This is a genomic window from Prosthecobacter sp., assembly GCF_044232965.1.
Taxonomy (GTDB): domain Bacteria; phylum Verrucomicrobiota; class Verrucomicrobiia; order Verrucomicrobiales; family Verrucomicrobiaceae; genus Prosthecobacter.
Window position 1 is genome coordinate 1 of record NZ_JBIIKX010000053.1, and the last position, 25,177, is coordinate 25,177.

At 60.4% G+C, this 25,177-nt stretch carries 25 protein-coding genes and 1 pseudogene; 11 read left to right on the top strand and 15 right to left on the bottom strand.

Going from position 1 to position 25,177, the window contains the following annotated elements; genetic code table 11:
* Nucleotides 1-164: 164 nt before the first annotated feature.
* The 3 genes from ACILSI_RS19085 to ACILSI_RS19095 form a co-directional block, all read right to left on the bottom strand.
* Nucleotides 165-1,148, bottom strand: a complete 984-nt coding sequence (locus ACILSI_RS19085; protein ID WP_395723504.1) for a DUF4928 family protein — start codon at nucleotides 1,146-1,148, stop codon at nucleotides 165-167.
* The gene (locus ACILSI_RS19090) at nucleotides 1,145-2,425 is read right to left on the bottom strand and encodes a DNA cytosine methyltransferase (RefSeq protein ID WP_395723505.1); all 1,281 of its coding nucleotides are present in this window, start codon (nucleotides 2,423-2,425) and stop codon (nucleotides 1,145-1,147) included. Before ACILSI_RS19090 ends, ACILSI_RS19085 begins: the two co-directional genes overlap by 4 nt.
* Nucleotides 2,426-2,901: 476 nt before the next feature.
* Entirely contained in the window at nucleotides 2,902-3,108 is a 207-nt protein-coding gene (locus tag ACILSI_RS19095; RefSeq protein ID WP_395723506.1) for a hypothetical protein, read from the bottom strand.
* A gap of 112 nt (nucleotides 3,109-3,220) precedes the next feature.
* Between ACILSI_RS19095 and ACILSI_RS19100 the strand changes: the two genes are divergently transcribed.
* Together ACILSI_RS19100 and ACILSI_RS19105 are read left to right on the top strand one after the other, a co-directional pair.
* On the top strand, nucleotides 3,221-3,436 hold the full coding sequence (locus ACILSI_RS19100) for a hypothetical protein (RefSeq protein WP_395723507.1): 216 nt from the start codon (nucleotides 3,221-3,223) through the stop codon (nucleotides 3,434-3,436).
* Nucleotides 3,420-3,821: a PIN domain-containing protein gene (locus tag ACILSI_RS19105; RefSeq protein ID WP_395723508.1), complete on the top strand. Its 402-nt coding sequence runs from the start codon at nucleotides 3,420-3,422 to the stop codon at nucleotides 3,819-3,821. Before ACILSI_RS19100 ends, ACILSI_RS19105 begins: the two co-directional genes overlap by 17 nt.
* Before the next feature lie 160 nt (nucleotides 3,822-3,981).
* Here ACILSI_RS19105 and ACILSI_RS19110 read toward each other — a convergent pair whose 3' ends face one another.
* The 7 genes from ACILSI_RS19110 to ACILSI_RS19140 form a co-directional block, all read right to left on the bottom strand.
* Nucleotides 3,982-5,454 (bottom strand): NADH-quinone oxidoreductase subunit N, encoded by a 1,473-nt coding sequence (locus ACILSI_RS19110; protein ID WP_395723509.1) that lies wholly within the window; start codon nucleotides 5,452-5,454, stop codon nucleotides 3,982-3,984.
* Nucleotides 5,455-5,463: 9 nt separating this feature from the next.
* A complete protein-coding gene (locus ACILSI_RS19115; protein ID WP_395723510.1) occupies nucleotides 5,464-6,927 on the bottom strand; it encodes a NuoM family protein in 1,464 nt (487 codons plus the stop codon).
* Between the two features lie 12 nt (nucleotides 6,928-6,939).
* The gene (gene nuoL, locus ACILSI_RS19120) at nucleotides 6,940-8,817 is read right to left on the bottom strand and encodes an NADH-quinone oxidoreductase subunit L (protein ID WP_395723511.1); all 1,878 of its coding nucleotides are present in this window, start codon (nucleotides 8,815-8,817) and stop codon (nucleotides 6,940-6,942) included.
* A 9-nt stretch (nucleotides 8,818-8,826) separates the two neighbouring features.
* Nucleotides 8,827-9,144, bottom strand: coding sequence for an NADH-quinone oxidoreductase subunit NuoK (gene nuoK / locus ACILSI_RS19125; protein ID WP_395723512.1), 318 nt, complete (start codon nucleotides 9,142-9,144; stop codon nucleotides 8,827-8,829).
* Nucleotides 9,141-9,725, bottom strand: coding sequence for an NADH-quinone oxidoreductase subunit J (locus ACILSI_RS19130; RefSeq protein WP_395723513.1), 585 nt, complete (start codon nucleotides 9,723-9,725; stop codon nucleotides 9,141-9,143). The genes nuoK and ACILSI_RS19130 overlap by 4 nt, the downstream gene beginning before the upstream one ends.
* A complete protein-coding gene (locus ACILSI_RS19135; protein ID WP_395723514.1) occupies nucleotides 9,725-10,270 on the bottom strand; it encodes a NuoI/complex I 23 kDa subunit family protein in 546 nt (181 codons plus the stop codon). Before ACILSI_RS19135 ends, ACILSI_RS19130 begins: the two co-directional genes overlap by 1 nt.
* Before the next feature lie 193 nt (nucleotides 10,271-10,463).
* Nucleotides 10,464-10,919, bottom strand: a complete 456-nt coding sequence (locus ACILSI_RS19140; protein ID WP_395723515.1) for a hypothetical protein — start codon at nucleotides 10,917-10,919, stop codon at nucleotides 10,464-10,466.
* A 152-nt stretch (nucleotides 10,920-11,071) separates the two neighbouring features.
* On the opposite strand from ACILSI_RS19140, the gene ACILSI_RS19145 reads away from it, so the two are divergent.
* Complete coding sequence (locus tag ACILSI_RS19145; protein WP_395723516.1) at nucleotides 11,072-12,310, top strand: SHD1 domain-containing protein; 1,239 nt, start codon at nucleotides 11,072-11,074, stop codon at nucleotides 12,308-12,310.
* A gap of 13 nt (nucleotides 12,311-12,323) precedes the next feature.
* Here the strand turns inward: ACILSI_RS19145 and ACILSI_RS19150 are convergent, their stop codons facing one another.
* The 4 genes from ACILSI_RS19150 to ccsA are packed head-to-tail and all read right to left on the bottom strand — an operon-like array spanning nucleotide 12,324 to nucleotide 15,796.
* Nucleotides 12,324-12,968 carry an EF-hand domain-containing protein gene (locus ACILSI_RS19150; protein ID WP_395723517.1) on the bottom strand — a complete coding sequence of 215 codons (645 nt, stop codon included), beginning with the start codon at nucleotides 12,966-12,968 and terminating at the stop codon, nucleotides 12,324-12,326.
* Between the two features lie 41 nt (nucleotides 12,969-13,009).
* Nucleotides 13,010-13,954, bottom strand: coding sequence for a hydroxymethylbilane synthase (hemC, locus tag ACILSI_RS19155; RefSeq protein WP_395723518.1), 945 nt, complete (start codon nucleotides 13,952-13,954; stop codon nucleotides 13,010-13,012).
* Nucleotides 13,951-15,027: a glutamyl-tRNA reductase gene (gene hemA, locus ACILSI_RS19160; protein WP_395723519.1), complete on the bottom strand. Its 1,077-nt coding sequence runs from the start codon at nucleotides 15,025-15,027 to the stop codon at nucleotides 13,951-13,953. The genes hemC and hemA overlap by 4 nt, the downstream gene beginning before the upstream one ends.
* Nucleotides 15,020-15,796: a cytochrome c biogenesis protein CcsA gene (ccsA, locus tag ACILSI_RS19165; protein ID WP_395723520.1), complete on the bottom strand. Its 777-nt coding sequence runs from the start codon at nucleotides 15,794-15,796 to the stop codon at nucleotides 15,020-15,022. The genes hemA and ccsA overlap by 8 nt, the downstream gene beginning before the upstream one ends.
* Nucleotides 15,797-15,921: 125 nt before the next feature.
* On the opposite strand from ccsA, the gene ACILSI_RS19170 reads away from it, so the two are divergent.
* Both ACILSI_RS19170 and glnD read left to right on the top strand, forming a co-directional pair.
* A complete protein-coding gene (locus ACILSI_RS19170) occupies nucleotides 15,922-16,443 on the top strand; it encodes an adenine phosphoribosyltransferase (protein WP_395723545.1) in 522 nt (173 codons plus the stop codon).
* Between the two features lie 11 nt (nucleotides 16,444-16,454).
* Nucleotides 16,455-19,253 carry a [protein-PII] uridylyltransferase gene (glnD, locus tag ACILSI_RS19175; RefSeq protein WP_395723521.1) on the top strand — a complete coding sequence of 933 codons (2,799 nt, stop codon included), beginning with the start codon at nucleotides 16,455-16,457 and terminating at the stop codon, nucleotides 19,251-19,253.
* A 22-nt stretch (nucleotides 19,254-19,275) separates the two neighbouring features.
* Here glnD and ACILSI_RS19180 read toward each other — a convergent pair whose 3' ends face one another.
* On the bottom strand, nucleotides 19,276-20,118 hold the full coding sequence (locus ACILSI_RS19180; protein WP_395723522.1) for an alpha/beta hydrolase: 843 nt from the start codon (nucleotides 20,116-20,118) through the stop codon (nucleotides 19,276-19,278).
* Nucleotides 20,119-20,276: 158 nt separating this feature from the next.
* Between ACILSI_RS19180 and rpmH the strand changes: the two are divergent.
* From rpmH to ACILSI_RS19210, 6 genes and pseudogenes are all read left to right on the top strand, one after another.
* A pseudogene (gene rpmH, locus ACILSI_RS19185) lies at nucleotides 20,277-20,411 on the top strand (50S ribosomal protein L34); the annotation flags it as partial.
* A 78-nt stretch (nucleotides 20,412-20,489) separates the two neighbouring features.
* Nucleotides 20,490-20,861 (top strand): ribonuclease P protein component, encoded by a 372-nt coding sequence (rnpA, locus tag ACILSI_RS19190; RefSeq protein WP_395723523.1) that lies wholly within the window; start codon nucleotides 20,490-20,492, stop codon nucleotides 20,859-20,861.
* On the top strand, nucleotides 20,858-21,100 hold the full coding sequence (gene yidD, locus ACILSI_RS19195) for a membrane protein insertion efficiency factor YidD (protein WP_395723524.1): 243 nt from the start codon (nucleotides 20,858-20,860) through the stop codon (nucleotides 21,098-21,100). The genes rnpA and yidD overlap by 4 nt, the downstream gene beginning before the upstream one ends.
* Before the next feature lie 36 nt (nucleotides 21,101-21,136).
* Nucleotides 21,137-22,960, top strand: a complete 1,824-nt coding sequence (gene yidC, locus ACILSI_RS19200; protein WP_395723525.1) for a membrane protein insertase YidC — start codon at nucleotides 21,137-21,139, stop codon at nucleotides 22,958-22,960.
* Nucleotides 22,961-22,966: 6 nt separating this feature from the next.
* Entirely contained in the window at nucleotides 22,967-23,425 is a 459-nt protein-coding gene (locus tag ACILSI_RS19205; RefSeq protein ID WP_395723526.1) for a protein jag, read from the top strand.
* Between the two features lie 129 nt (nucleotides 23,426-23,554).
* On the top strand, nucleotides 23,555-25,105 hold the full coding sequence (locus ACILSI_RS19210) for a PTPDL family protein (RefSeq protein ID WP_395723527.1): 1,551 nt from the start codon (nucleotides 23,555-23,557) through the stop codon (nucleotides 25,103-25,105).
* Nucleotides 25,106-25,177: the final 72 nt, after the last annotated feature.

Consider the following 25,177-nt stretch of genomic DNA (forward strand, 5'->3'; position numbering starts at 1 on the left):
TTGGACACGCTTGAGAGCGCCACAAGGTTCCATCATGCGAATCGGCCACCAACAGCACCCAGGCCGCGAAGAAGACTGGCCCCCAAGTTTTGGCCTTTTTAACCCCTCTTTTTCAACAGGCTGCTAGATTGAGTCGAGCGGTGAGCCTGAAGCGAACCGCACGACTATTTCAAAACGATGCGAATACCGGGAGTCCCGACCTTCTCAACCCATTGGCGATTATAAAGCTCGAAAAGTGCGGCGAACTGGGTGGCTTTGCCCTTGATCGAAAACTCCGCCAGCTCCGTGATGTTTTGACCGACGAACGCTTCGACGGAAGTCACGACGACTTTGTCGCTCATGATGTCATCAGAGTCCTCCACTTCATTCTTCCAGCCGTTCACACGGTCGGAGCGAGTTAGGAGCCAGACCTCCTTGTCAGACTTCTCCAGGATTTCCGCCATTTGTTGGAGGTGCTTTTGATCCACCGGCCCAACAGCAACCTCGATCACGGCATTTTCGATTTCAAAGTCACCCAGCTTCGCATTCACGTCGGATCGTGATCTGCGGTCACTCTTGTTTGCTGGATGAACCGGGATGTCACGCTTGAACCGCAGCGCAAGTTTTGCTCCGACCAGATACTGCGCCACCTCGCCTGACTTGCCCTTCTGTTCCGCATCAAGAAGGAGGTTGTGAATGATGGCTTCGGCGCTTCTTCCCTTGATCCGGGCTTCCAAAGGCTCCTGTTCGATGATGGCCCGCAGTGGCTTGGCGAGTTCGGCTTGTGCCTTGGAAATGATGGCTTCGCGTTCTTTGGGAGAAGCATCTGCAAATCCAGCGGAAGCAATGGCATCCAGCAGATACTGGCCCCATTCCGGCAGGTTGGATGAGCGCCGCCCGTGGTTCTTGTTGATTGGCTGGAGATTCATACGCTCGTGAACACGATTGCCGTATGTCTCGTGGGAAATGGCCCCGGCACTGCCTTGCGCACGGTGGTCAGAAAGAGTCAGCGATGGGAAATCCCGGAGTCGCTCCAGTAGAACCAAGCCCGCCTGAAGCCTCGCAGGCACGACTTTGCCTGCTTTCTTGGTGTGTGAGGTCAGGAAGGTTTCGAGTTGTGATACCATACACGATGTTGGGAGTATCCGCGCCCAGACGGGCACTTTCATTTTTTCAAGACTCGAGTCTTTCGGGGAGCTGAATACACCACAGACTTCCTCAGAGATGGCAGGGCGGCAGGCATCTGCTGCAACTCTGCGAGAACTGGATTGAGGTAATGACGCGCTATCCATTGAACCACCGGAACACAAACCGCGTCGCCAAATCCAAACAATGCCTGATTGAGCGGGACTTTGATCTTGTATGTCCCAGCTCCCATCAGCCGCGCACACTCTCTTGGAGTCAGCAGCCTGACTCGGAATTGCCCCATGCCTCCACAGAAAAGTATCTGGCGACCACTGCCACCACGAGGAGTGCGCAGACAACCCGCAATGCCATCCGTTCTCAATTCGCCCATCGAGCGTCCATTTCTTACCCGGCGAAACACTGTCCCATACGACCATTTTGAATCGGCCATCATCCTCTCAGCCTCGGTGCGATGACGCTCACTCATCTGGTTGAGAAGATAGTCGCAGCGCTCCTTGGACCACCAAATCTCTGAGTTCAGAGGCACATCTTCGATGATGTCCGCCAGTTTCATGGACGAGGGAGGCAAGGCAGGCAGCTTACGGATGTTCCAGCCAATATCCGGGTTCATGAAAATGAAGTCCGCCAGCGGTGCGGGCCGGCTGTCGCTTTGTAAAAGCTTCAACTCCTGCATTTTCACTGCTGGAGCTTTTGTTGCGACCACGAAGAGCCGCTGGCGGCTTTGGGGAACAAAACGGACGGCATCAATGATGAAGGCATCAACGGCGTAACCCAGTTCATTGAGCGCGACCAAGGCATCGCGGAAATCATTGCCGTCGTTCGAAGTGAGAAAACCAGCCACATTCTCGAGCAGAACCAGCGATGGCCGACGATGCCCCATCGTCTTCAGCACATCCACAAAGCCCCAAAAAGCCGACGACTGCGTCCCGGCAAGTCCGTGGCGGCTGCCGGCAAGTGAGAGGTCATTGCAGGGGAAAGAGGCTGTCGCGAGTTCGATGTCTGGCAGGTCTTTGCCATCGATCTTGTGTACATCTTCAACAATGAACTCACAGGCCCCTTCATTGAAGTTGGCGCGGTACATCTCCCACTTCTTCTCGTCGAGATCGTTGGCCCAGGCGGTCATCCAGCCCTCTTTCTCCAAACCCATCCGCATCAAGCCGATCCCGGCAAAAAATTCTGCTACACGTCTCTGCATGCGTGAATAGGCACGACGCGTGCCTTCAAGGCAAATAGGAAAAGTCTTTGTCCCTCTGCGCTGCTCCATGCTTTGAGGGCAGTTCTTCTGGGGAACGTTTTGCACGGTGCTCGGTCTTGAGTTTTTCCGGCTGGCGCTCCTGGGAGCGGTGGCGGGGAGGTTGGGAATCTGACCAGATTCCCGGGATTTTGGCGGGATTCCTGGGTTTCGGACCTTTTCCACGCGGAGCGTGGTCTGGCGGGTGGGGAGCGCGGTGTGGTGGGACGGGAGCGCAGGCTGGGCGCTTGGGAGCGGAGGCGGGGCAACCGGGAGCGGGAGTGGGAACCCTGGGCGCGGGGCGTGGAGTCTTGGGAATGGGAGCTGGCAGCCGGGGAGCCGTGACTGGCCTGCTCGGGAGCGCGGTCTGGGCGGATGGGAGCGCGGACGGCGCTCCTGGTGGTTTTCAGGCTGCTGTTCCGGGAAATGACGTCAGGCTGCATCTGGCTGACAAAGTCACCGCTTGATCGAGTCACTTTCAGCCTTCGCCCCAATCCAGCTCGAGCAGTCGTCGATCTCGTGGAGATCGTTCAGCGCCGAGTCGGTCAGGCGGACTTGGAACGACGTTGAGTCCATTTGAGTTCCAGAAGCTCCCGGGCCTCCGCCAAAGGACGTTCACGCCCGTTCCGAACATCGTCCTCCGCCGCCGCGATGTCCCGCAGCAGCCGGGCATCATCATGCAACTCGCGCCAAGCCGACGAGTCTTCTGGCAGCTCGGCCAGCCAGGACAAGGTTTGCTGTTTGGTGCTCATGTGGGGAAGGCTAACACCCCGCCTTTCTGGGGGCAACGGTATCTTCATTGCGGCTGAATCGCCCGCTTTCAAGCCTCTCGACAATCCAGGACCCTGAGGGTATCATCCGCACATGACTGCCGCGTTGCCCTTCATCGACGAACTGCGCCGCCTGCCTGCCGACCGGCTGGAGGAAGCAGCGGATTTCATTCATACGCTGCTGGAAGAACGTCGTCTGCGCCGCGAGTCCATGATCGATGCCACTTCCGGTAGTCTCGCAGGCGAAGAAGGCGAGGCGCTCGAAACCGCCCTGACCGAATGCAGCATCGTGGATGAAAACGCCTGGTAGCCTCGCCCTCGACAGCAGCGTGATCATCCGTCACATGCGGACGGCGGATGCTGCGATAGCCGCCCGGCTCAAGGCTGCCACGGAACTCTACCTCCCGCTCACCGCTCTGGGTGAAATGCGCTTCGGCATCCAACGTGCCGGCAACAGCCGCCGCGCCATCGAACAATGGGAGCGCTTCTCCCGCGAGGTCGTTGTGCTCTTGCCCGATGAAGCCACGGCCACCGTCTATGCGGAATTGAAGCAAGCCCTCGCCACCAAAGGCAAGCCCATCCCCGAAAACGATCTCTGGATCGCCGCTACCGCCAAGAGCCATGGTCTGCCGCTTTATTGCCAGGATGCCCACTTCAATGAGCTGGCGGATCTGATGACGATCATCCAAGCCTGAGCCAAGCACGACTTCATGAGACCTGCCTGCGGGTGCGGAAAGGCTTCATGAAAGCCGTGCGCTCCATTTCGAAGGAGCCGCCGTGGTCCAGTGGGTCAAAACCTGTTGCGGCTTCTTGCCTCAACCACCTTTGAGCCCACAGACAGGGGCGTTCGCGCGTTTACTTCGCCACCACAGCGGCTTCGCCCGAGGTCAGCACCTTCTGCAACGGCTTGGGATAGACGCCGAGGATGAGGATGATCACGGCGAGGACTCCGGCGACGGCTTTGGAAGCGGTGCTGAGGGTCAGGGCGGTGGTTTCGACGCCTTCGGTGGTGTACATCGCGAGGATGGTCTTGAAGTAGTAGTAAAAACCGGCGGCGGCGGCGATGACGGCGCAACTGAGAGCGCCCCAGTAGCCGTGGTCGGCGAGGCCGAGGAAAACGAACAGCTTGCCGATGAACCCGGCGGTGAGCGGCAGACCGGCGAGGGAGGCGAAGGAAACCGTCATGAACAAGGCCAGCGTCGGATTGCGCTTGGCGAGACCGGTGAAGTCCTTGATGTCCTCGCCAAGGCCGTTGGCGCGCATGAGTCCGAGGCCGAGGAAACCGAGGACGGTCATGGGCAGGTAGGTGGCGAGGTAGAAGGCGACGATGCCACCGGAGGAGAGCTCAAAGCGGGCGGTTTCGCGGCAGGCGAGCGCTAGGAGGAGGTAACCGGCGTGCGAGATGCTGGAGTAGGCCAGCAGGCGCTTCACGCTGGTCTGGAACATGGCGGGAAGACTGCCGAGCAGCACGGTGAGGGAGCCGATGACGAGCAGGAAGGCCTGAATCTCGGTGCTGATGACCGAGCCGGGGGAGAGGAAGGCATCCAAGGCACGGGTGAGGACGACGAAACCGGCGGCTTTTGATCCGACGGAGAGGAAGGCGGTGACGGGAGTCGGCGCGCCTTGATACACATCCGGCACCCACATGTGGAAGGGCGCGGCGGCGACCTTGAAGCCGAGGCCGCAGAGAATGAGCGCCGCACCGAACAACGCGGTGGATTTGCTGGTGGCCGGATTGGCGAGCGCTTTGGCGATGCCTTCGAAGCTCATCATGCCGGTGGCGCCGTAGATCCAGGCGATGCCATAGACGAGGATGCCAGTCGAGAGAGCTCCGAGGATGAGGTATTTGACGCCAGCCTCAAGACTGAAGGCGCTTTTGCGGGCGAAGGCGACGAGGACGTAGAAGCTGACGGTGACGAGTTCGAGCGCGACGAAGACGGTGACCAAATCACGCGCGGAGGCCATCCACATCATGCCGGAGCAGACGATGAGCGGCAGGCTGAACATTTCAGCCAGTTTGCCATCGAGCGTGAAGCGCGTGAGGTAAGGCGCGCATTCCAGCGTGAGCCAGAGCACGAGCAGCGTGATGACGAGGGCGAAGCCTTTGTAGAACAGCGCGAGCGTGTCGAGCTGATGCCAAGGCTGCATGAAGCTGGGCAGGCTGGCAGCGTCGTGTCTCACGACGAGTAGCAGCACAAAGGCCAGCGCGGTGCCGGCGATGGCGGTGAGGCCGAGGGTGCGGCGGGAAATGTCAGGCTTGAAGGCCTCGACGAGCAGAAGAACGAGCCCGAGGAGGGCGAGACCGGCTTCGATGGTGAAAACGCTCATGGCAGGGGCTTACAGCGCGGATTTCATGAGGTTGAGCAGCAGCCAGGGGCAGCAGCCAGTGACGAGCAGCGTGGCGGCGAGCAGGATGAAGGGCAGGCGCTGCGAGAAAACGGGGTCGATCATGAACAGGCCGGTGTTGGCGCTGCCATGGAAGATGTTGCGGTAGGCGCGGAGCATGTAAACGGCGCTCATCACGACGCCCCAGAGCGCGAGGATCACGGTCCAGTGCAGGTTGGAAAGCTCACCGGCCTTGAACTCGGTGAAGCTGCCCGCGAAGACCATCACCTCGCCCGCAAAGTTGGCGAGACCGGGCAGGCCGATGCTGGCGAAGGCTCCGAAGGCGAACAACACGGTGAAAGCAGACGCGTGGGTGGCCAGACCGCCGAGCTTGTTGTATTCCAGGGTGCCGAGCTGGTTGCGCATGCGGCCGCAGAGGCCAAACAGCAGCGCGATGGACACGCCGTGCGCAAACATCAGCAGCACCGCGCCTTTGAGCGCGATCTCGGTGCCGGCGGCGAGACCGAGGAAGATGTAGCCCATGTGCATCACGCTGGAATTGGCGAGCGTATCATCGAGGCGGTTTGCATGGATGGTGACGAGGCCCATGACGAGGATGTTGCCCAGCAGCATGAGCAGCAGCGCGTTTTGCACCCACTCGACCTGCGCTCCCTGCGGCAGCAGCGGCAAGGCGATGCGGATGAGGCCGTAGAGTCCGAATTTTTTCAACACACCGGAGTGCAGCATGGCGACCGGCGTCGGCGCGGTGGCATAGGCCGGGGCGGCCCAGCTATGGAAGGGGAAGAGGCTGACGAGCGTGCCGAAACCGAGCAGCAGCACGAAGAAGATCTGCGCCTGCTTGGCCACCGGCAGCGGGGTGAGCTGGGCCTGGTTGCGCAGGGCTTCGAGATCAAAAGTGAGCTTGGAACCGCCGCTAAACTCCAGAACGACCCAGGCAAGTCCAGCGAGCAGCACCAAACTGCCCGCACCGAGATAAATCGTGGCTTTCCAAGCGACGGCCTTGCGCTGCGCTGCATCCGCACGGCCATGCAGCGCGATCATGAGGAAGGTCGGGATCAGCGCCAGCTCATGGAAGGCGTAGATGAAGAAAACGTCGGTGGTGAGGAAGGCTCCAAGCGCGCCGCCGCCGATCAGCAGCGAGGAGATGTAGAAAATGTTGGGCCGGTCCTCGATCTGCCACACGGCGGCCAGCATCACCAGCGAGGTGAGCAGTGCGAGGATGAGCGAGACGCCATCCGCGCCGACGGCGAAGCTGATGGCCGGATTTTCGAGCACCACGCGGGCGTTGGTGAAGGCAAGTCCGGCAGGTTTGGCGGCATACTGCACGGTGGCGTAGAGCACGAGCGCCAGATTGACGAACGTGGCCCCGAGGGAGGCGGCACGGGCGGGCGCACCGAGCCAGACCGCAAGGGCGGCCAGCAGCGGGAGTGCGATGATGATTTCAAGAACGCTCATTCAATTTTTCCATCAATGACCTAGGCGGGGCAGCACAAACACAAGGAGATAGACCACGGCGATGACGCCGCCGCCCAGCAGGAAGGTGTAGCCTTGCAGATGACCGCCCTGCAGCATGCGGGTGGCGGCTCCGAGACGGGCGATGATCGCCGCAGGCAGGCGGGCGACGATGCCATCGACAAACACGCGCTCCAGCGCGGTGACGATCCACGCCACGCGGTCCTGGCAGACGCGAACGATGACGGCGTAGATCTCGTCGAAGTAGAACTTGTTGGCGAAGAGCTTGATGCTGACGGGATCCTTGTCTTTGCCGCGGTAAAGATAGATGGCAGCGCCAGCGCCGAGGATGAGTGCGGTGAGCGAGGCGAACAGCACGGTCTGATGACCCTCGACGTGTGGCGGTTTCATGGCCTGCAACGGCGTGGCGAGCACGTCGTAGCCAGAGAGGACGGAGAAGATCGCCAAAATCGCCAGCGGCAGGATCATGACCATCGGTGCCTCGGTGGCGTGATGCGCGGAATCGGTGCGGGGTTTGCCAAAGAAGGCCACGATGAGCAGGCGCGTCATGTAGAACGCAGTCAGCGCCGCCGTGGCCGCTCCAGCGAGGAACAACACCTTGCAACCGCTGTCATAAGCGGCTCCAAGCACGGCTTCCTTGCTCCAGAAGCCGCTCAGGAATGGCACGCCCATCAGCGCGGCGGTGCCGATGGCGAAGGTCCAGAAGGTGACCGGCATGTGCTTGCGCAGGCCGCCCATTTTCCAGATGTCCTGCTCGTGATGGCAGGCATAAATCACCGCGCCGGAGCCGAGGAAGAGCATCGCCTTGAAGAAAGCGTGCGTGTAGAGGTGGAACATCGCGGGATGACCTGGGTCGGCGGCGTGCGCTCCCTGATGCCCGTGCTGCGCGGCCATCGCCACGGCACCGACGGCCATGACCATGTAACCGAGCTGTGAGAGCGTGGAGTAGGCGAGCACGCGCTTGATGTCGTTCTGCTGCGTCGCCATCAACGCGGCAAGCAGCGCGGTGCCGCAGCCGATGCCAGCGATGATTTCCGCCGCGAGCGGCGAGGCGGTGACGAGGAAACTCACGCGCACGAGCATGTAAACACCGGCGGCGACCATCGTGGCGGCGTGGATGAGCGCGGAGACCGGCGTGGGGCCTTCCATCGCGTCTGGAAGCCAGACATGCAGTGGGAACTGGGCGGATTTACCGACTGCGCCGAGGAAAATGCACAAAGCGGCCGCCGTGGTGAAACCCGCGCTGTAACCCGGCGCGTCCGGACGCAGCGGACCAGAGGTGAAGGCCGTTTCGAGGTCGATCAGGTTCACATTGCCGCCGTTCGCACCGAACAGCAGCAGGATGCCGATCATGAAGCCGAAATCGCCAATGCGGTTGGTGAGGAAGGCTTTTTTACAGGCCTCGGCGGCGCTGGCCTTCTGATACCAGTGGCCGATGAGCAGGTAGGAGCTCAATCCAACCAGCTCCCAGAAGATGAACATCATGATCAGGTTTCCGGCCAGCACGATGCCGGTCATGGAGAACATGAAGAGTGACAACGAGCCGAAAAAGCGCGGCTTGGACTCGTCATCCTTCATGTAACCGAGGGAGAAGATGTGAACCAGCATGCCGACGAAGCTGACGATGAACATCATGCCGCGGCTCTGCTTGTCGATTAGCGCATCAATGCCCGCGTTGAAGGTTCCGACTTCGATGAAGGGAAGCAGCAGGCGGTTGTCATCGTCAGCCGCCAGGAAAAACAGGCAGGCGACGAAGGAAATGATCGAGGAGCCGACCGAGATGAGGACGGAGGCGCCTTTGAGCTGGCGATGCCCCAGGAGGATGAGGAGCGCCGAAAAGAATGGCAGCAGAAGGATGATGCTGGCGTGCATGGCGTCTCGTTATCCCTGAAGTTTGGTGACGGACTCGACATCGACACTCTGCTTCGTGCGAAAGAGCGCCACGATGATGGCAAGACCCACGGCCACCTCGGCGGCGGCCACGGTGATGGTGAAGAACACGAGTGACTGCGCAGTGTAGTCTGGCAGGCCGTTCACGAGATGGAAGCGGGAGAATCCGACCAGCGCGAGGTTCGCGGCGCTGAGCATCATTTCCAGGCACATGTAAACGATCAAGATGTTCCGGCGGGCGATGACGCCTGCCAGCCCGAGCGCGAAGAGCATGCCGCTGACGACGAGGTAATGACCGAGCGTGATCATGGTGCGCTGCTCCTTTCGCGTTTGCTGAGGACAACGACACCAATCGTGCCGACTAGCAGCAGCAGGCCGACGACCTGGAGGTGGAAGCCATATTGGTCAAACAATGTGAAGCCGATGAGCTTGGCGTCCGGTAGCGTGCCTTCTTTGAGGTCGTTAGTGATCGTGGGCAGCGCGGCGGCCCGTCCAAGCTTGCCAGCGGCCTCGGTGAGGGCCAGGGGCGTGTTGGCGGAGCTTTTCTTCGCGATACCAGAGCTGCTCACGACCGTGATGATTTGCAGGACGAGCAGCACTGCGACAAGCACGCCAGAGACGATGGCGGGCAGGTTCAGCTTCTTGCCTTCCTCCGCCTTGATGTCCAGCAGCATGATGATGAAGAGGAAGAGCACCATCACCGCGCCGGCATAGACGAGGATTTGGATCACGCCGATAAAATAAGCGTCGAGGCTCAGAAACAGCGCCGCAAGGCCCACGAAGCAGGCCGCGAGCGACAAGGCGCAGGACACTGGGTTGCGTCCCGTGACGACCATGAAGCCGAAGCCCAGGGTGATCAATGACAGGAGGTAGAAGAGCAGCGGGGGCATCACTTCAATTTGTTCCACTTGTTTACCAGTCCCACGCGCTGGCCGCCGATTTCATAGAGGCGCTGCTTATCGTGGACCATCTCCTGGCGGGAGAGACCGGTGATGGCGTAATCCTTGCGCAGGTAAATGGCCTGCTCCGGGCAAACTTCTTCGCACATGCCGCAGTAGATGCAGCGGATCATGTCGATTTCGAACTCCTTGGGCCGCTTTTCGACCTTGGCCCATGGATCGTCGCTCGGGATCTCGCCGGGGGTGATTTTGATGGCCTTCGGCGGGCAGATGAACTCGCAGAGCTGGCAGCTCACGCAGCGCTCGCGATTCTGTTCGTCCGTGACGAGGGCCGGGGCGCCGCGGTAATATTCCGGCAGGTGCTCGTCCCACTTCTGCTCCGGGTATTCCATCGTCACCTTCGGCTTTTTCCCGGCGATTTGCAGGAAGGTCTTGATGCCATGGCCGACGGTGATTTTCAGGCCCTTGAGGAGCGTGGAAATGAACCAGCGTTCATGCCAGGCGAGCTTGGGGCGTTGTACGATGATGGTGGCCATTGCGCGGGTACCGCAGGGAAAGAGGGGTGCGCGATTATCCAAGTCTCCCGCAGAGCGGCAACCGCTATTTGTGAAAAATTTCACAAGGTCCGCCTTCAAGGCGGTCGAAGTCACGAGTGAGGGCATGAAAAAGTCAGCCCCTGCCGCTGGGAAGCAGGCAAGGGCCGACAGGTGCAAAAACCCTTACAGAAGGTCACTTCGTCTCTTTTTTCTTCTCGGGAGACTTTTTCTTGGCCGGAGCTTTCTTCTTTTCGGTCGCAGGCTCGTCTTTTTTCTCCGGCTGCGGGAAGCCGGCCTTCGCATGGGCGACCATTTCAGCAAAGGTGGCCTCGCCAACGCCCTCGACTTTCGTCACATTGGTCACGTCGGCAAAGGGACGGGCCTTTTTGATCGCAGCGGCACGGGTTTTGCCCACGTTTGGGATGGTCATCAATTCCGCATCATCACCCTCGTTCAGCAAGGCGAGCAGCTTGGTTTTTTGCGATGCCGTAAGCGTTTTGGCGACCGCCTCGACCTTGGCGGACGGTTTGGCTGCCTCGGCGGCAGGAGCCTTCGGCTTGGTGGTGCTTTTCTTCTTAGCAGAAGTTTCAGCGGCATTCAGTGACAGGCTGAGCGCGAGGATGATGAGGAGAGAGACAAGTGTTTTCATGAGTTTGAATAAACAATAGACTCGGCAAGCCTAGCCGGGCGGCTTGTTTGTTGGCGAGTAAAAAATGAGGAGTTCTCCCATTTTTCTGAAAACACCCTCCATCTAAAATCTCGACACTGCCGGGCGTTTCCTCCAGAATCTCCCTTCCAACCATGAAGCTGCCCTCTTTTCCCGTCCTGGCCGCGCTGTTGATCTCAGCCGCCGCCCTTCGCGCTCAGTCCCCGGCCCTGCGCACCTGGACCAGCGCGGATGGACGGAAGATGGAGGCGGCCTTCGTCGCTCTCGAAGGTGATGCGGTGAAGGTTCGCATGGCGAACGGCAGCACCGTCGATGTTCCTCTGGCACGCTTGTCCGCCGAAGACCAGACTTTTGCCAAAAGCCAGACTGCTGCGCCTGCAACTGCCGCCGCCGCGCCAGGCGAGGTCGCCGCCAGCAAGACCTGGCCGCGCTCCTTCTCGCTACCGGACCGGCCGGAGGTCGTTGTCGTCAAAGAAGACGCCGAGAAGAACGAGTACATCTACCGCTCGCCGCACTACGAGTTCCAGTGCGACTCGAAGCTCGGCTCCAACGTGGTGCGCGAGTTCGGGCGCATCTTTGAGTCCACCTGGATGCTGAACTGCATGCTGCCGCTCGACTTGAAGCCGCAGCCCGAAAAGCTGCGGGAAATCTTTCTGGCGCGCCTCTTCACCAACAAGAGCGATTACATGGAGGCGGGCGGCATCGAAGGCTCCGCCGGTGTGTACATGACCTCCAAAAAAGCGCTCATGGTGCCGCTCTCCAGCCTCGGAGTGAAAATGGTCGGCAGCCGCGTCTCCCTGGAAAACAACAGCGATGACGACATGGCCACCCTCATCCACGAGATCACCCACCAGATGATGAATCACTGGATGGGCCGCCTGCCCACCTGGTTTGTGGAAGGCAGCGCCGAATACGTCGAGATGTTGGAATACAAGCGCAATGGCGGCTTCAGCCTCATCGGCCTGAACCGCCAACTGCAAGGCTACGCAAAGCGAATGAACTACTCAGGCGGCGGCAAGAGCTTCACCATGATCGATCTGGAAGAGCTGATGAACATCGACTTCGCCCGCTGGGCAGCCGCCCTCGGCAAAGACGGAGCGGCTACCGAAAACTACGGTTCCGCCGGACTGCTGACCTATTACTTTTACCATCTCGACGGCAATGGCGACGCAGCCAACATCATCGCCTACCTGCGTGAGATCGAGAACGTGAAATCCAACGAGGAGGAGCAGGCGGCGGTGAAAAAACATCTCATGCGTGAGCGTACCTATGCCCAGCTAGGCGAGGACGTGAAGAAAGCTCTGCGCAAAGAAGGCATCGACATCAGCTTCTTCCCCTCAGGCAAGAACGGGCCAGCAACGTCCTCGAACTGAAGTAAAGAACGGCTCAGTTGCCGAAATTGCCCGGTGGTTTGGCCGCAGGTGCCGGCTCAGCGGGTGTGTCTTTTTTCTCCTCTGCCTTGGGCGATTCTGCCGCAGGCGGAGTCTCAGCAGGTTTCTCGAGGGCCTTACGGACCGAGGGCGTGCTGGTTGCACCACGTTTTCTGCCCAGACCATGCTCAAGATGTTGGTTTAGGCGCTCCAACTCCTCGGGTTCGAGCTTGCCATTGCCGTTGCGATCCAGGCGCGCCATCATTCTGCCGCCTGCGATCATCTTTTGCAGTCCTTCGACCTCGTCGGCGTCGACCTTGTGATTGCCGTTCTTGTCCACCTGCTTGAGGCCCGCGAGCAGCCGGCCTCTTCGATCATCGGGAACCTGAGGTTTCAGACTTTCGACCTCGGCCAGCTCAATTTCACTGTTGTTGTTCTTGTCGAGGTTCTTCAGCGTGGCGAATGCTTTCTGCACAGCAGGCAGCTCGTCTGCATCGATTTGATGGTTATCATTCTTGTCAAAGGTCTTGAGGACTTCGGCAGCAGCACCGTCAGGGCGGGCGGCAGATTTCTGAGGACGCTTGCCGTCCTTGGCGGCAAAAGCCACAGCGGGCAGCAGGGCTGCCACGAGGGCAAACATGCGTAATGAGGTTGGTTTCATACTCCCTGTAACGCGACTTCATCGCCTTAGTTGCGCCATCGTCACAGCATGGCCGCCAGATCAGCGGCGAGCTGAATGGCCTCATGCACCGGGCGATGCGCCTCGCGCTCGACCGGGGCAACGGAGAGATCCGCCTCGTTGAAGACGCGCACGGCCATGTGAAGCTGGCCGTCTTTGATCCAGGTGTGCGCACCGACGGGCGTCTGGCAGCCTGCACCGAGGATTTTCAAGAACTCACGCTCGGCGATGACGCGTGACTCGGTTTCCGCATGATTAAGCGCATGAATCGTCTTGATGGATGCCGCATCGTTCGCACGACATTCGATGGCGATGGCTCCCTGACCTGCGGCGGGGAGGAATTTCGTGGGATCGAGCACCAAGGCGTGCAAGGTCTGTTCAGCGATGTGAATGCGACTGAGGTTCGCGTTGAGCAGGCCGAGGCGCAGCAAACCGGCGGCGGCGAGCAATACGGCATCCAGCGCGTTTTCCCCGAGCACTTTCTTCACTCGTGTGGGCACGTTGCCGCGAATCTCGACAATCTGTACATCGGGACGCAGAAACTTGAGCTGCGCGGCACGGCGCACGCTACTGGTGCCGACTCGGGCACCCTTCGGCAGTGTTTCGAGCGTGAAGGACTGCGCGGTGATGAGCACGTCCTCAATCGCGGCACGTGGCAGCACGGCGGCGATGGTGAATCCTGCGGCGAGATCGCTCGGCACGTCCTTCAAGCTGTGAACGGCGGCGTCGATCTGGCCGTTTTCGAGAGCGATTTCGAGCTCCTTGATGAAGATGCCCTTGTCCACCTGCGCCACATCGCTGAACTCGGAAAAGCGCAGGTCCTGGCGCTTGTCGCCGCTGGTCTGGATGATCTGGCGCTCGATGCGCAGGTGCGGAAACGCGGTTTGCAGCTCCGCCGTGACCATGTTTGTCTGCGTGAGGGCCAGTTCGCTGCCACGGGTGCCTAAGGTGATTTTTTCGATGCTCATGAAGTGAGAAAGCCGTGCTGGGTGGAGCCGGGTGAATGGAGAAAGCCGAATTTTTCAAGCTGCTCCTCGATGATGCGCTCGCAGGCGGCGAGCTGGCGCTCGCGCTCGCGGCGGCCTTCGTCGGCGATGGTCTGGAGGGCGTCGATGTCGTAGAGATAGACACCTTCAATCTCGTTCACGGCGGGATCGACGTCGCGCGGCACGGCGATGTCGATGAGCAGCAGCGGCTCCCAGCGGCGTTTGCGCATGACCTGCTCGATCTGCTCCGGCTTGATGACGAAATGCGGGGCGCTGGTGCTGGAGATGATGACATCGACCTCATGCAGGGCGTGTTCCCACTCGTCGAACTTCATCGCGGTGCCCTTCATCTCCGTGGCGAGCTCCACCGCCTTGTCGTAGCTGCGGTTGGAGACGATGATGCTTTTCGCTCCACGCGAGAGCAGACTTTGCGCGCAGGTTCGGCTCATCTCGCCCGCGCCGACGAGCATGACGCGGCATTCCTTCAAATCGTGGACCTTTTCGGCTAGATCGACCGCCACACTGCCGACACTGGTGGAGCCACGCTGGATGGTGGTCTCGTTGCGTACCTTTTTGCCGACGGTGAAGGCCTGCTGGAAGAGCTTATTGAGCGTCTTGCCCGTCGCGCCGGTGTCGAGCGCGGTTTTGTAGGCCGCTTTGACCTGGCCGAAGATTTCCGTTTCGCCGAGCACCATGGAATCGAGCCCGCTGACGACGCGAAAGAGGTGCCGCGCGGCTTCGGCGGAGTCGAGATTGTAAAGCACGAGCGCCTCGGCGTGCTCGGGTTGGAGCTGGAAATGCTCCACCAGATAATCCCGCAGCGCGGCGTGGCCGTGATCGCCGCTGGGCAGCGCGTGGGTGGCGTAGAGTTCCACGCGGTTGCAAGTGCTCAGCACGACGCTCTCGACGAAGCCGGGCAGCCCGCGCACCTGCTGTACGGCCTGCGGCACCTGCGCTTCCGGGAACGCGAGACGCTCACGCACCTCGACGGGCGTGGTTTTGTAGTTCAGGCCCACACAGACGAGGCCGCCGCGGTTGTCAGTCGGCTCAGGCATGCGTCACGATCCAGAGCGAGATGAACGGCAGTATGAAGCCGATGACGGCCAGCCAGGCAGTTTTGCGCGGCGAGGTGAAGTGCTTCCACATCAGAATGCTGATAACGGCATACAAGGCCCAGACGACCCACGAAAACACCAATTTGGGATTCGAGACCGAGGTTTGCAGCGCAAAGGAGATGCCCAATGCGATGCTCAGCAGCAGCAAACCGAGCCTCACGAGCCGCTGGATTGCGTTCGAGAGTCCTTGGATCGGCGGCAGTTGATAGAAAAGGCCGCCGATCCGGTGCTTTTTGAGCATGCGCTCCTGAACCAAATACATGACACCCGTGATGCAGGCCAGTGCGAAGGCGGCATAGGCGATGAGCGCCACGGCGGCGTGCAGCTCCACCAGCGCGTTGATTTTTCCCTTCGGCGCGTAAGGCGCAAAACCACCGACCAGCGCCATGATCTGCATGATGCTGATGAGCGGCGCGGTGAAAACGCCGAGCAAGGACAGCCGAAAAGCGGGACCGACGAGGAAATAAAGCAACAGAATGCTCCACGCGATGAACACGAGGATGTCCGACAGGCTTTTCATCGGGCACTGACCCACTTCTTGTCCACGCAGGTAAATGAAGGCGGTTTGCAGCACGAAACCGCCCGCCATGAGCATCAACTGCGCCCGTCCCTGCTTCCAGGCACCGGATTTCAGCGCCAGCAAAGCCTGCACCACCGCGCCCACAAAGGTGAGCGTGGCCGCGAGCAGGAGCTGTTGGGAAAGTGGCATGGAGGGCGCGGATACTCGCGGTCGCGGGGCGATTTCGCAAGGGTGAAGGCAATTACGGCGGCAATGTTGCCATCGCTTGCGCATCCCGGCATCTCCTCCATGATCGAAACCGCATGGCCCCTGACATTCTCGACCGCATCCGCAGCACGATTCGTGACGTGCCTGACTTCCCGAACCCGGGCATCCTCTTCAAGGACATCACGCCGGTGCTGGCGAATCCGTCGCTGCTGGCGCAGACGATTGATGGCATGATCGAGGCCACGGGCATCACGCAGGTGGACAAGGTGGTGGGCATCGACGCGCGCGGCTTCATTTTCGGCGCGTTGATCGCGGAACGTCTGGGCGCGGGCTTCATTCCGGTGCGGAAGAAGGGCAAGCTGCCGTGGCAGACTCGGGGGGTCGATTACGCGCTCGAATACGGCACGAACTCGGTGGAGATGCACCTGGATGCCATCGCTCCTGGCGAAACGGTGCTGCTGGCGGACGATTTGCTGGCCACGGGCGGCACGGCGGGCGCGGCGTTGCATCTGATCCGCGAGGCAGGTGGCAATGTGCTGGGCAGCACGTTTTTCATCGAACTTTCCTTCCTCGGCGGTCGTGAAAAGGTCGCAGGCTCCGGCCCGGTTCACGCTTTGATCACTTACTGAGGCATGCAGCGATGACGGAACGCGAGTACCTGCGCCACCTGAACAAAAGCGCGCAGAAATTTTTCCCACCGGAGGACAAGCTGCCACGCGGCCGTGCCGAGACGCTGCGCCAGGCGAAGCGCTTCCTGAAAATCAAGGAGCAGCGCATCAAGCAGCGGCACCGCACGGGCAGTTTCAGCGGCAAGGAAATCTGCCGCATGCGCTCGGACGTGATCGACCATCTGGCGCGGGTGCTGTGGGAGGAAAGCGTGGCCGCGCTGGCCCCGGAGGTGCGGGCGAAGCTGAATGTGAGCGTGGTGGCGCATGGAGGCTACGGCCGCCGCGTGATGAGCCCGGGCAGCGATGTGGATCTCACGTTCATGTTTCCCGGCAACAGCGGCAGGGTGAGCAACGAGGTGGCGCAACTGATCCGCGACTACCTGCTCTATTTCTACGATTTGAAGTTCAAGGTGGGCCACGGGGCCCGCAGCGTGGGCGAGTGCATCGCCCTGGCGAACGATAACATCGAGACCAAGACCGCGCTGATGGAGGCGCGCCTCATCACCGGGCAGACGACCGCGTTTGAGGAGTTCCGATCCCGTTTTGACAAGGAGTGCATGGACGGGCGCGAGGAGGAATTTCTCAAGCTGCGCCAGCTTGATCTCAGCGTGCGTCACACCAAGCAGGGAGACACGCCCTTCGTGCAGGAGCCGCATGTGAAAAACGGCTGCGGCGGCCTGCGCGACTATCAGAACCTTATCTGGATGACCTATGCGCGGCATCGCACGCTGAACCCGAAGGATCTCGTCGGCCTCGGACTCATTTCCAAGGCCGGATGGAAGGAGGTGGCGCAGGCCTATGACTTCATCCTGCGTGTGCGCAGCGAGATGCATTACACCGAAAAGCGCGCCGAGGATCTCCTCACGCTGCGTTTGCAAGGGCCGGTGGCCACAAATTTGGGCTACCGCCATAAAAAGCTGCTGCGCCGCATCGAGGCGCTGATGCATGATTACTACACCGCCACCCGAGACCTGCTGCAGCGCAGCAGCGAGGTGATGGACCGCTTCCACCTTCAACAACTCGAGACAGGCAGCCAAAAGAGCCGGCTCATGGGCTTCCTGGCCCGCAGCCGGAAGGAAAAGCAGCAGGAGCGCTTCGACGGCTTCATCCGCAAGCACGAGCGTGTGTACGCGGAGGACGCCGGCGTGTTCAAGGACGACCCGGAACGGCTCATGCGCCTGTTTCTGCACACGCAGAAGCGCCATCTCCGCCTCAGCCCCGATTTGTTCCAGCTCATCCAGGAAAGCTTTCGCCTCGTGGACACCAGTTTCCGCTACAACAAGGCCAACCGCGAGACTTTCGAGGCCATTCTCTCGAACAAAGGCGATGCCGCGCGCGCCTTGCGGCAAATGCACCGCGTCGGCTTCCTCGGCCGCTACATGCCTGAGTTCGGCGCGCTTACCAACCTCGTGCAGCACGAGTTTTTCCATCTCTACACCGCTGACGAGCACACGCTTCGTACTCTCGACAAGCTCGACGAACTCGGCGATCCGACCTTCAAAGGTGCCGAGCTGTTTCAGCAGCTCTTTCATGACCTGCAGCAGCCGTATGTGCTTTACCTTGCGCTGCTACTGCATGATGCCGGCCGGGCCGCGAACAAAAAGACGCACAGCGATGAAAGCACCATGCTGGCCGCCGCCGTCTCCCGCCGTCTTCAGATCAAAGGCGAGCGCCGCCGCCTGCTGCTCTTCCTCGTGGACAATCATCTCCTGATGTACCGCACCGCCACGACGAAGAGCCTGGAAGATCCTCAGGTCATCGAGGAATTCGCCGCCATTGTGCGCACCAAGGAGTATCTCGACACGCTCCTGCTCATGACCTACGCCGACTCCAAGGGGACGAGTGACAAGAGCTGGTCCGGCTACAAGGAGGCCTCCATCCGCCAGCTCTACCACAGCACGCTACGCTTCATGAACGCGCCGGCGGACTTCATGCGCAATGTCCAGGTGCCGCTGGACGATCTCAAGGCCGAGGTCAAACGCCGTCTTGGCGCCGCCTTTGAGGCGGAGGTGGAGGCGCACTTCCTCCACATGCCTCCCTCGTATTTCAATTTCCGCGAGGCCGAGGCCATCGCCGCGCACATCCGCCAGTTCCGCCAGTTCTTTGAGCAACTGATTCGCGAGGAGGCGGCCGCTGGTCTGCTGCCAGTCATGACGTGGGAGGACCACCCTGACCAAGGTTACAGTGAACTCACCGTCGTCTGCTGGGACCGTCACCTCCTTCTCGCCCGCATTTCCGGCGCTCTTGCCGCCGAAAGCATCAACATTCTCAGCGCCGACCTCTACCAGCGCGCCGACCATCTCGTGCTGGACACCTTCCGCGTCTGCAACACGAACTTCGCCGCCGTCACGTCCAAAAGCGCCCGCCATCGCGTGGAGGAGTCCGTGCGCACGGCCTTCGGCGGCTCGCAGTTCGACTTCAGCACCGCCATCGCCCAGAAGCTCGGAAAATCCATCACCATGCTTGATGAGATCGGCGACGAGATCCCGCAGCGTATTTATTTAAACAACAACCTCTCGCCGGATCAAACCGTGCTGGAGCTCCAGCTCGTGGACCGCCTCGGGTTGTTGTACGACATCTTCATGGCCATCGGCAAACTGGGGTTCAGCGTCACGCACGCACGCATCAGCACCGAAAAAGGGGTCGCGATCGACGCCATCTATGTGCAGGACGAAAACGGCCGCAAACTGACGGACCGAGCCCATTTGGACGCGCTGGCGGGTGCCGTGCATGCGGCCGTGCATGTGCGGCTGCACCCTGCGGCGGCGTGATCGTGCCTGATAGAAGTCTGGATCACTTCAGCAAACCGGTGTCCGTGAGCCATTCGACGAGGCGTTGGGGCCAGCGGGAGGCGGCGGTGGGTTTGGCGTCGGGTTTGTAGCCGAAGCCGTGGCCGGCGTTGGCGTAGAGGTGAAGCTCGGCGGGGACTTGGGCGGCTTTGTATTTGAGGTAGAGGGTGGCCATGCCTTCGGAGATGTCCTGGCGGTCGTGATAACCGGCGGCGATGAAGAGCGGTGGCATGCCTTTTTCAGCGGAGAAGAGGGCGGAGGTGCCGGGATAGATGAGAGCTTGGAAATCGGGTCGGCTGGACTGCTGTTCGATGGGGTCGGCGGCGTCTTTTTGGCCGGGATCGTTCTTCATGGCGGCGAAGGCGGCGAGTTCGCCCCCGGCGGAGAAGCCGAGGATGCCGAGACGGTTGGTTTGGATGTTCCATTCGGCGGCGCGGCTGCGGATGAGACGGATGGCGCGGCGGGTGTCGGCCATGGCGTGGTCTTGAATGGTGTAGGTGCTGCCTTTTTCGCGGGCGAGGCGGTATTTCAGCACGAAGGCGGCGATGCCATGGTCGCGGAACCATTCGGCAAGCGCGTAGCCTTCATGGCCGAGGCAGAGCTTGGAATGACCGCCACCGGGGCAGATGATGACGGCGGTGCCGGTGCTTTTGTCCGCTGCGGGAACAAACGGCGTGATCGTGGGATTGTGAATGTTGCAAACGTTGCTGCCTTCGGTTTTTTCAGGCTCGGCGGCGCGGGATTCGGAGCCGGGCGCGCCTTTTTCCCACAGCGGGAGGGCAGGGGGCGTCTCCGCGTGGCAAAGAATGGGAAAGATGAGAGCGATGAGGATGGGCAGGGGCTTCATGGGCGGAATGTAACGGTGAAAAGGCCGAAGTTTGCGCGATTTGATCGCCTCGTTGACAAATGAGCGTCTCCCGCTAGTTTCGCGCCCCCTTTTCGAGGGGAGGCCGTGATTTGTCCGGTCTGATGTGACATTTTTGACTTTCACCACCCCACACGCCCATGCCCAAGACATTCAGGACCTACCAACCCTCCAAACGCACGCGCAAACAGCAGTTTGGCTTCCGTGCCCGCACGAAGACGGCAAACGGCCGTGACATCCTGCGCCGTCGTCGCCGTGCCGGACGCAAGCGTCTTCTGCCGAAGGGCGTGGAGCTGCACTTCAAGCGCCACACCCAACAGCACGCCTAAACCTGCTGCGGCGCGCTCCTCCCCATGCGCCTTCCCTCGAACCTGCGGATGAAACTCGCGTGCGATTTCGCGCGGGTGAAGGCGCAGGGCAGCAGCCAGGCCGGAAAATTTCTGGTTTTGGGTGTTTTGCGCGCGGAAACGTTGAAGGAGTTCCAGTTTGGCCTCATCACCGGGGGTAAACTGGGCAATGCCGTGGTGCGGAACCGGATTCGCCGTCTGCTACGTGAGATTGTTCGCGCGCATCGTGCGGAAGTTGTTCCCGGCTGGCAGTTGGTGATCATCGCCCGCTGGCGTGCCCCGCAGGCCACGCTGGCAGAACTGGAGCAGGACTGGCTGCGGCTGGCGCGGCGTATGAATCTGCTCAAACCGACAGCATCAGCCGCCACCGCCTCATGAAATGGCTCATCCGAATCTTCATCCGCGGCTACCAGATGTTCATCTCCCCCGTCATACACGCCTTTGGCGGCCCCGGCTCCGGCTGCCGCTTCACGCCGACCTGCTCGGCGTATTTTCTTCAGGCCGTGGAGACGCACGGCTCGCTGCGCGGGAGCTGGATGGGCCTTCGACGCATCTTCCGCTGTCATCCGTGGGGCGGTCATGGGCATGATCCGGTACCGCCGTGTGAACACCGCTAAACTTTAGAAACCTCCCGAACCCTTTCTTCAAAATTCATGGACCGCAAAAGTTGGATCATCGTGACGCTGTGCGTCATCCTCATGGGGGTGAACTGGCACTACATGCAGGAAAACCAGAAGCTGGCGCAGGCCGAAGCGGCCCGCGCCCAGGCGGAAAAGGCAAAAAATGCGCCTGCGGCCACTGCCGCAGCAACTCCGACGACTCCTGGTGCGACCCCAAGTGCCACGGCAACGACAACGCCTGCCGCACTCGCAGCCCCGGCGGTGGTGAACGTGCCGGAGGAGAAACACGCGTTGAAGACCGGCAGCGTCACGTTTGAACTGACTTCGAGAGGCGGCGGCATCGCCCGCGCGGTGCTGGCGGGCACGGACAAAGTGACCCTGAACACGAACGGGCTGGAAGCCATCGGTGCGTTGCGTCGTGACGCAGCAGGACTGGACGCGCTGGCTTACAAGCTGACGGCCAAGTCGGACAAAAGCGTGACCTTTGAAGGCACCAGCGCCGAGGGCGTGGTGGTCACGAAGACTTACAGCCTGACCGAGGGCGAGGAGAGCGACGAGCATCTGATCGACTTGACGATCACCTTGAAAAACACAGGCACGGCCCAGCACCGTTCCGAGGAATATTACCTCTACGCCGGTGCTTCGAGCGCCTTGAAGCACGACGACGCCCGCTACGAGGGCTTTTTCTGGAACGACGCGGGAGACGCGGACTTCTACCAGTCTGACTACTATGCGAAGCCGTGGTTCAGCGAGCAGAAGTTCGAGTTCCGTCAGTCTTACAACGCGCTGCGCTTTGCTGGCGTGATGGGGCGCTTCTACACGCACATCGTGACGCGGGTGGCGGAGAAGGACGCACCAGGAAAATTCTGGACGACCCGCCGCAAACTTGCGCAACCGATCGACGCCGTGCATGCGGGCAAGACGGACATCGAGGACCACGCCTATGACGCCTCGCTGGGCCTCCCTGCGGTCGATCTGGCTCCTGGAGCCTCGGTGACGCAGACCTACCAGATTTACCTTGGGCCGAAGGAATACGACCGCCTGAGCAAGATCGGCAAGCAGCGCAGTTTTGCGATGTTCTACGGCTGGTTCAAGCCGATCAGCATCTTCCTTTCCTGGGTGATGCGCTGGATGCACGACATGACCGGGAACTGGGGCGTGGCGATCATTCTGCTGACCATTTTTGTGCGTCTGTGCATCTGGCCGATCCACGCCAAGTCCACCTTCACCATGAAGCGCATGGGCCTTCTGGGGCCGATGATGAAAGAGCTGCAGGAAAAGTACAAGGACAATCCCCAGCAGCAGCAGATGGAGGTGATGAAGCTCTACCGCGAGTATGGCGTGAACCCGCTCGGCGGCTGCCTGCCGATGTTCTTGCAGATCCCGATCTTCTTCGGCCTCTACCGCGTTCTGGAATACGCCGCCGAGCTGCGCGGGCAGAGTTTCCTGTGGGTGAACGATCTCTCCGCCGCCGACACGGTGACGAACTGGGCCGGTTTCGACATCAACCCGCTGCCGCTCATCATGGGCCTGACGATGGTGGCGCAGATGAAGCTCACCCCGCAGCCGCAGAGCATGGACAAGACGCAGCAGCGCATTTTCATGCTCATGCCGGTCTTCTTCCTCTTCATCTGTTACAACTTCGCCGCCGCGCTGGCCCTTTACTGGTCCACGCAGAACATCTTCAGCATCGCCCAGACCTGGATCATGAAGCTCTACATTCCTGAGCCGAAGCTGGAGAAGGTGGCGCAGAAGCCCGTGGTGAAAGGTCCGCCGCCGCAGAACCCGTTCTTCAATCCGATGGGCAGCAACAAAGAGAAGAAAAAAGGCCCCAAACCCCCGCGACTTGGAGGCTAGACAGCCATGACGTCGCTCGAACACGCCCGCCATATTCTGGACACCATGCTCGGCTACCTGGGCTTTGTCGTCCAGATTGAGGAAGACAACGGCCCGGATGGCCCCACGCTTCAGGTGCTCACGGATGACTCGGACGCGCTGATCGGCCGCCGTGGGGAGACTCTGGATGACATCCAGTACCTCGTGAACCGTGTTTTGCAGCGCCACATTAAGGACGCGCCGCGCATCCGCATTGATGTCGAGTTCTACCGTTCGATGCGGGAGGACAAGATGATTGCCCGGGCTAAAGAACTCGGCGAGCGCGTCCGCGCTACCGGACAGAGCGCCGACCTGCCGCCCATGAACAGCTACTACCGCCGCCTGATCCACAACGTCTTTGTCAATGATCCGGCGGTGATGAGTGTGAGCCAGGAAGGCGCCAACGTTCGTTTCAAGCGCATCATCCTCAAGCGCCGGACGGCGTGACGTTCCGAAAGGAAAATCAGCTTCGTTCTTTACTCGTGGAGCGGTTTTGAGTTATTTCTCTTAACCCGCGCAAATTCCCGCGCAGCCGTTTCTTGTCATCCCCCCCATCATCCCAAACCCGCTTCTCCCATGAAATTGAGCCATTTTCGACCTGCCCTCTATGCGTTGATCTGCAGCGCCGGATTTCTGCACGCCGACATCGTGACTCTCAAGGACGGCAAGAAGCTGGAGGGCAACATCTTGTCCGAGACACCGGCGGCGATCCGCATGCGCTATAAGCTGACGCCGAAGATCTGGGATGAGAAGGACATTCCGCGCACCGAGATCGCTGAAGTCGTCAAACAAAAGCCGGAGGAGGTGGAGGTCATCGAGTTGCGCAAGCTCCTCCCCACGCCTGACCTCATGACGGCGGAAAAATACGAGGCACTCATTCAGGACCGTCTGCGTCCCTTCGTGAACCGCTATCCCGGCACCAAAGAAGCTGCCGAGGTGGAGAAAATGATCGCTACAGCGCAGGAGGAGAAGGAGAAAGTCGTCTCCGGCGGCATGAAGGTCGAGGGCAAATGGCTGACGCCTGACGAAGCCAAGGCAGACAGCTACAATATCAAGGCTTATGGAGTGTATGCTGAAATCTTGGAGAAGGTCGAAGCCAAGGACTATGGTGCCGCGCTCAGGGCATTCGACAAAATAGCCAACTCTCAGAGCGGATACGTTGCCTCCATTTATTACCCCAAGGCTGTCGAAGCTGTTCTTGAAGTATTGGTCAAATACGAGGGCCAGATCGAACAGATGATCAAAGATCAGCCTGCATTGCAAAGAATGCGCGATGAAGGCATCAAGAAATTGGTCGAGCCAGATCTGACCCGCATGAAAGACGCCATCCTGCGCGAAAATGAGCAGTGGAAAGACGGCTATGATGCGGAGCGCAAGTCCACCCGCTGGTTCACCCCGTACAAGTACGATCTGCCCAGCCTCAAAACCCTTGCGAAAACTATTGTGGACGAAAAAACTCGTCTCAAGGCAGTTGATACCGCTGTCATTGGCAAGATCAATCAAGCTATTACAGACATCATGCGCTCGGAAGCCTCGGCAGGCAAAGATGGCGAGGCGCTCAAAAAGATGGGGGAAGCCATTCTCGCAGGTGAAGCCGCCGCTGGTGGGGCCGATGCCACCAGCAGACAGTTTTATTCAACCGTGTTTCAAGGTTATCGTCAACGTTATGCCTATGCCCAGCAACAGCTTGCCGCGAAGTCGATGCAGCAAACGCAGGCCGGCTCGGTTCCGGGAGCGGTAGGCGGTTCTACCGCCGTGGCAGGGACGGGAACCCCGGGCATGGATGATCGTGTGGCGGCCGCGCTTGCCGCTGCATCAGGTGGTGCCGCTCCGGCGGTGGCTCCCGCTGCTGGTGCCGCTCCGACGGTGGCTCCTGGTGCGATGCCTGCCCCCGCGCCGACGCCTGGAGTCGTCGTTCCTGGTGTGCAGCCTGTAGTAGCTGCTCCAACCGGTGTCGCTCCTGCCGCCCCCTCCTATGCCCAGCCACAACAGGCTGCTCCCATGTCGATCCAGCCGCCCGTGGAAGAGTCTGCTGGCATCAGCACCAACACCCTCATCCTGATTGGCATTGGTGTCGTTGTACTGGTGCTCGTGGTCGCCATGTCCGGTGGGAAGAAGAAAAAGTGATCTTCGGCCTGGCTGCCGCCAGGCTTTTCTCAATTCAACTCACAAAAATAGAGGGAGAGCCAAACGGCTCTC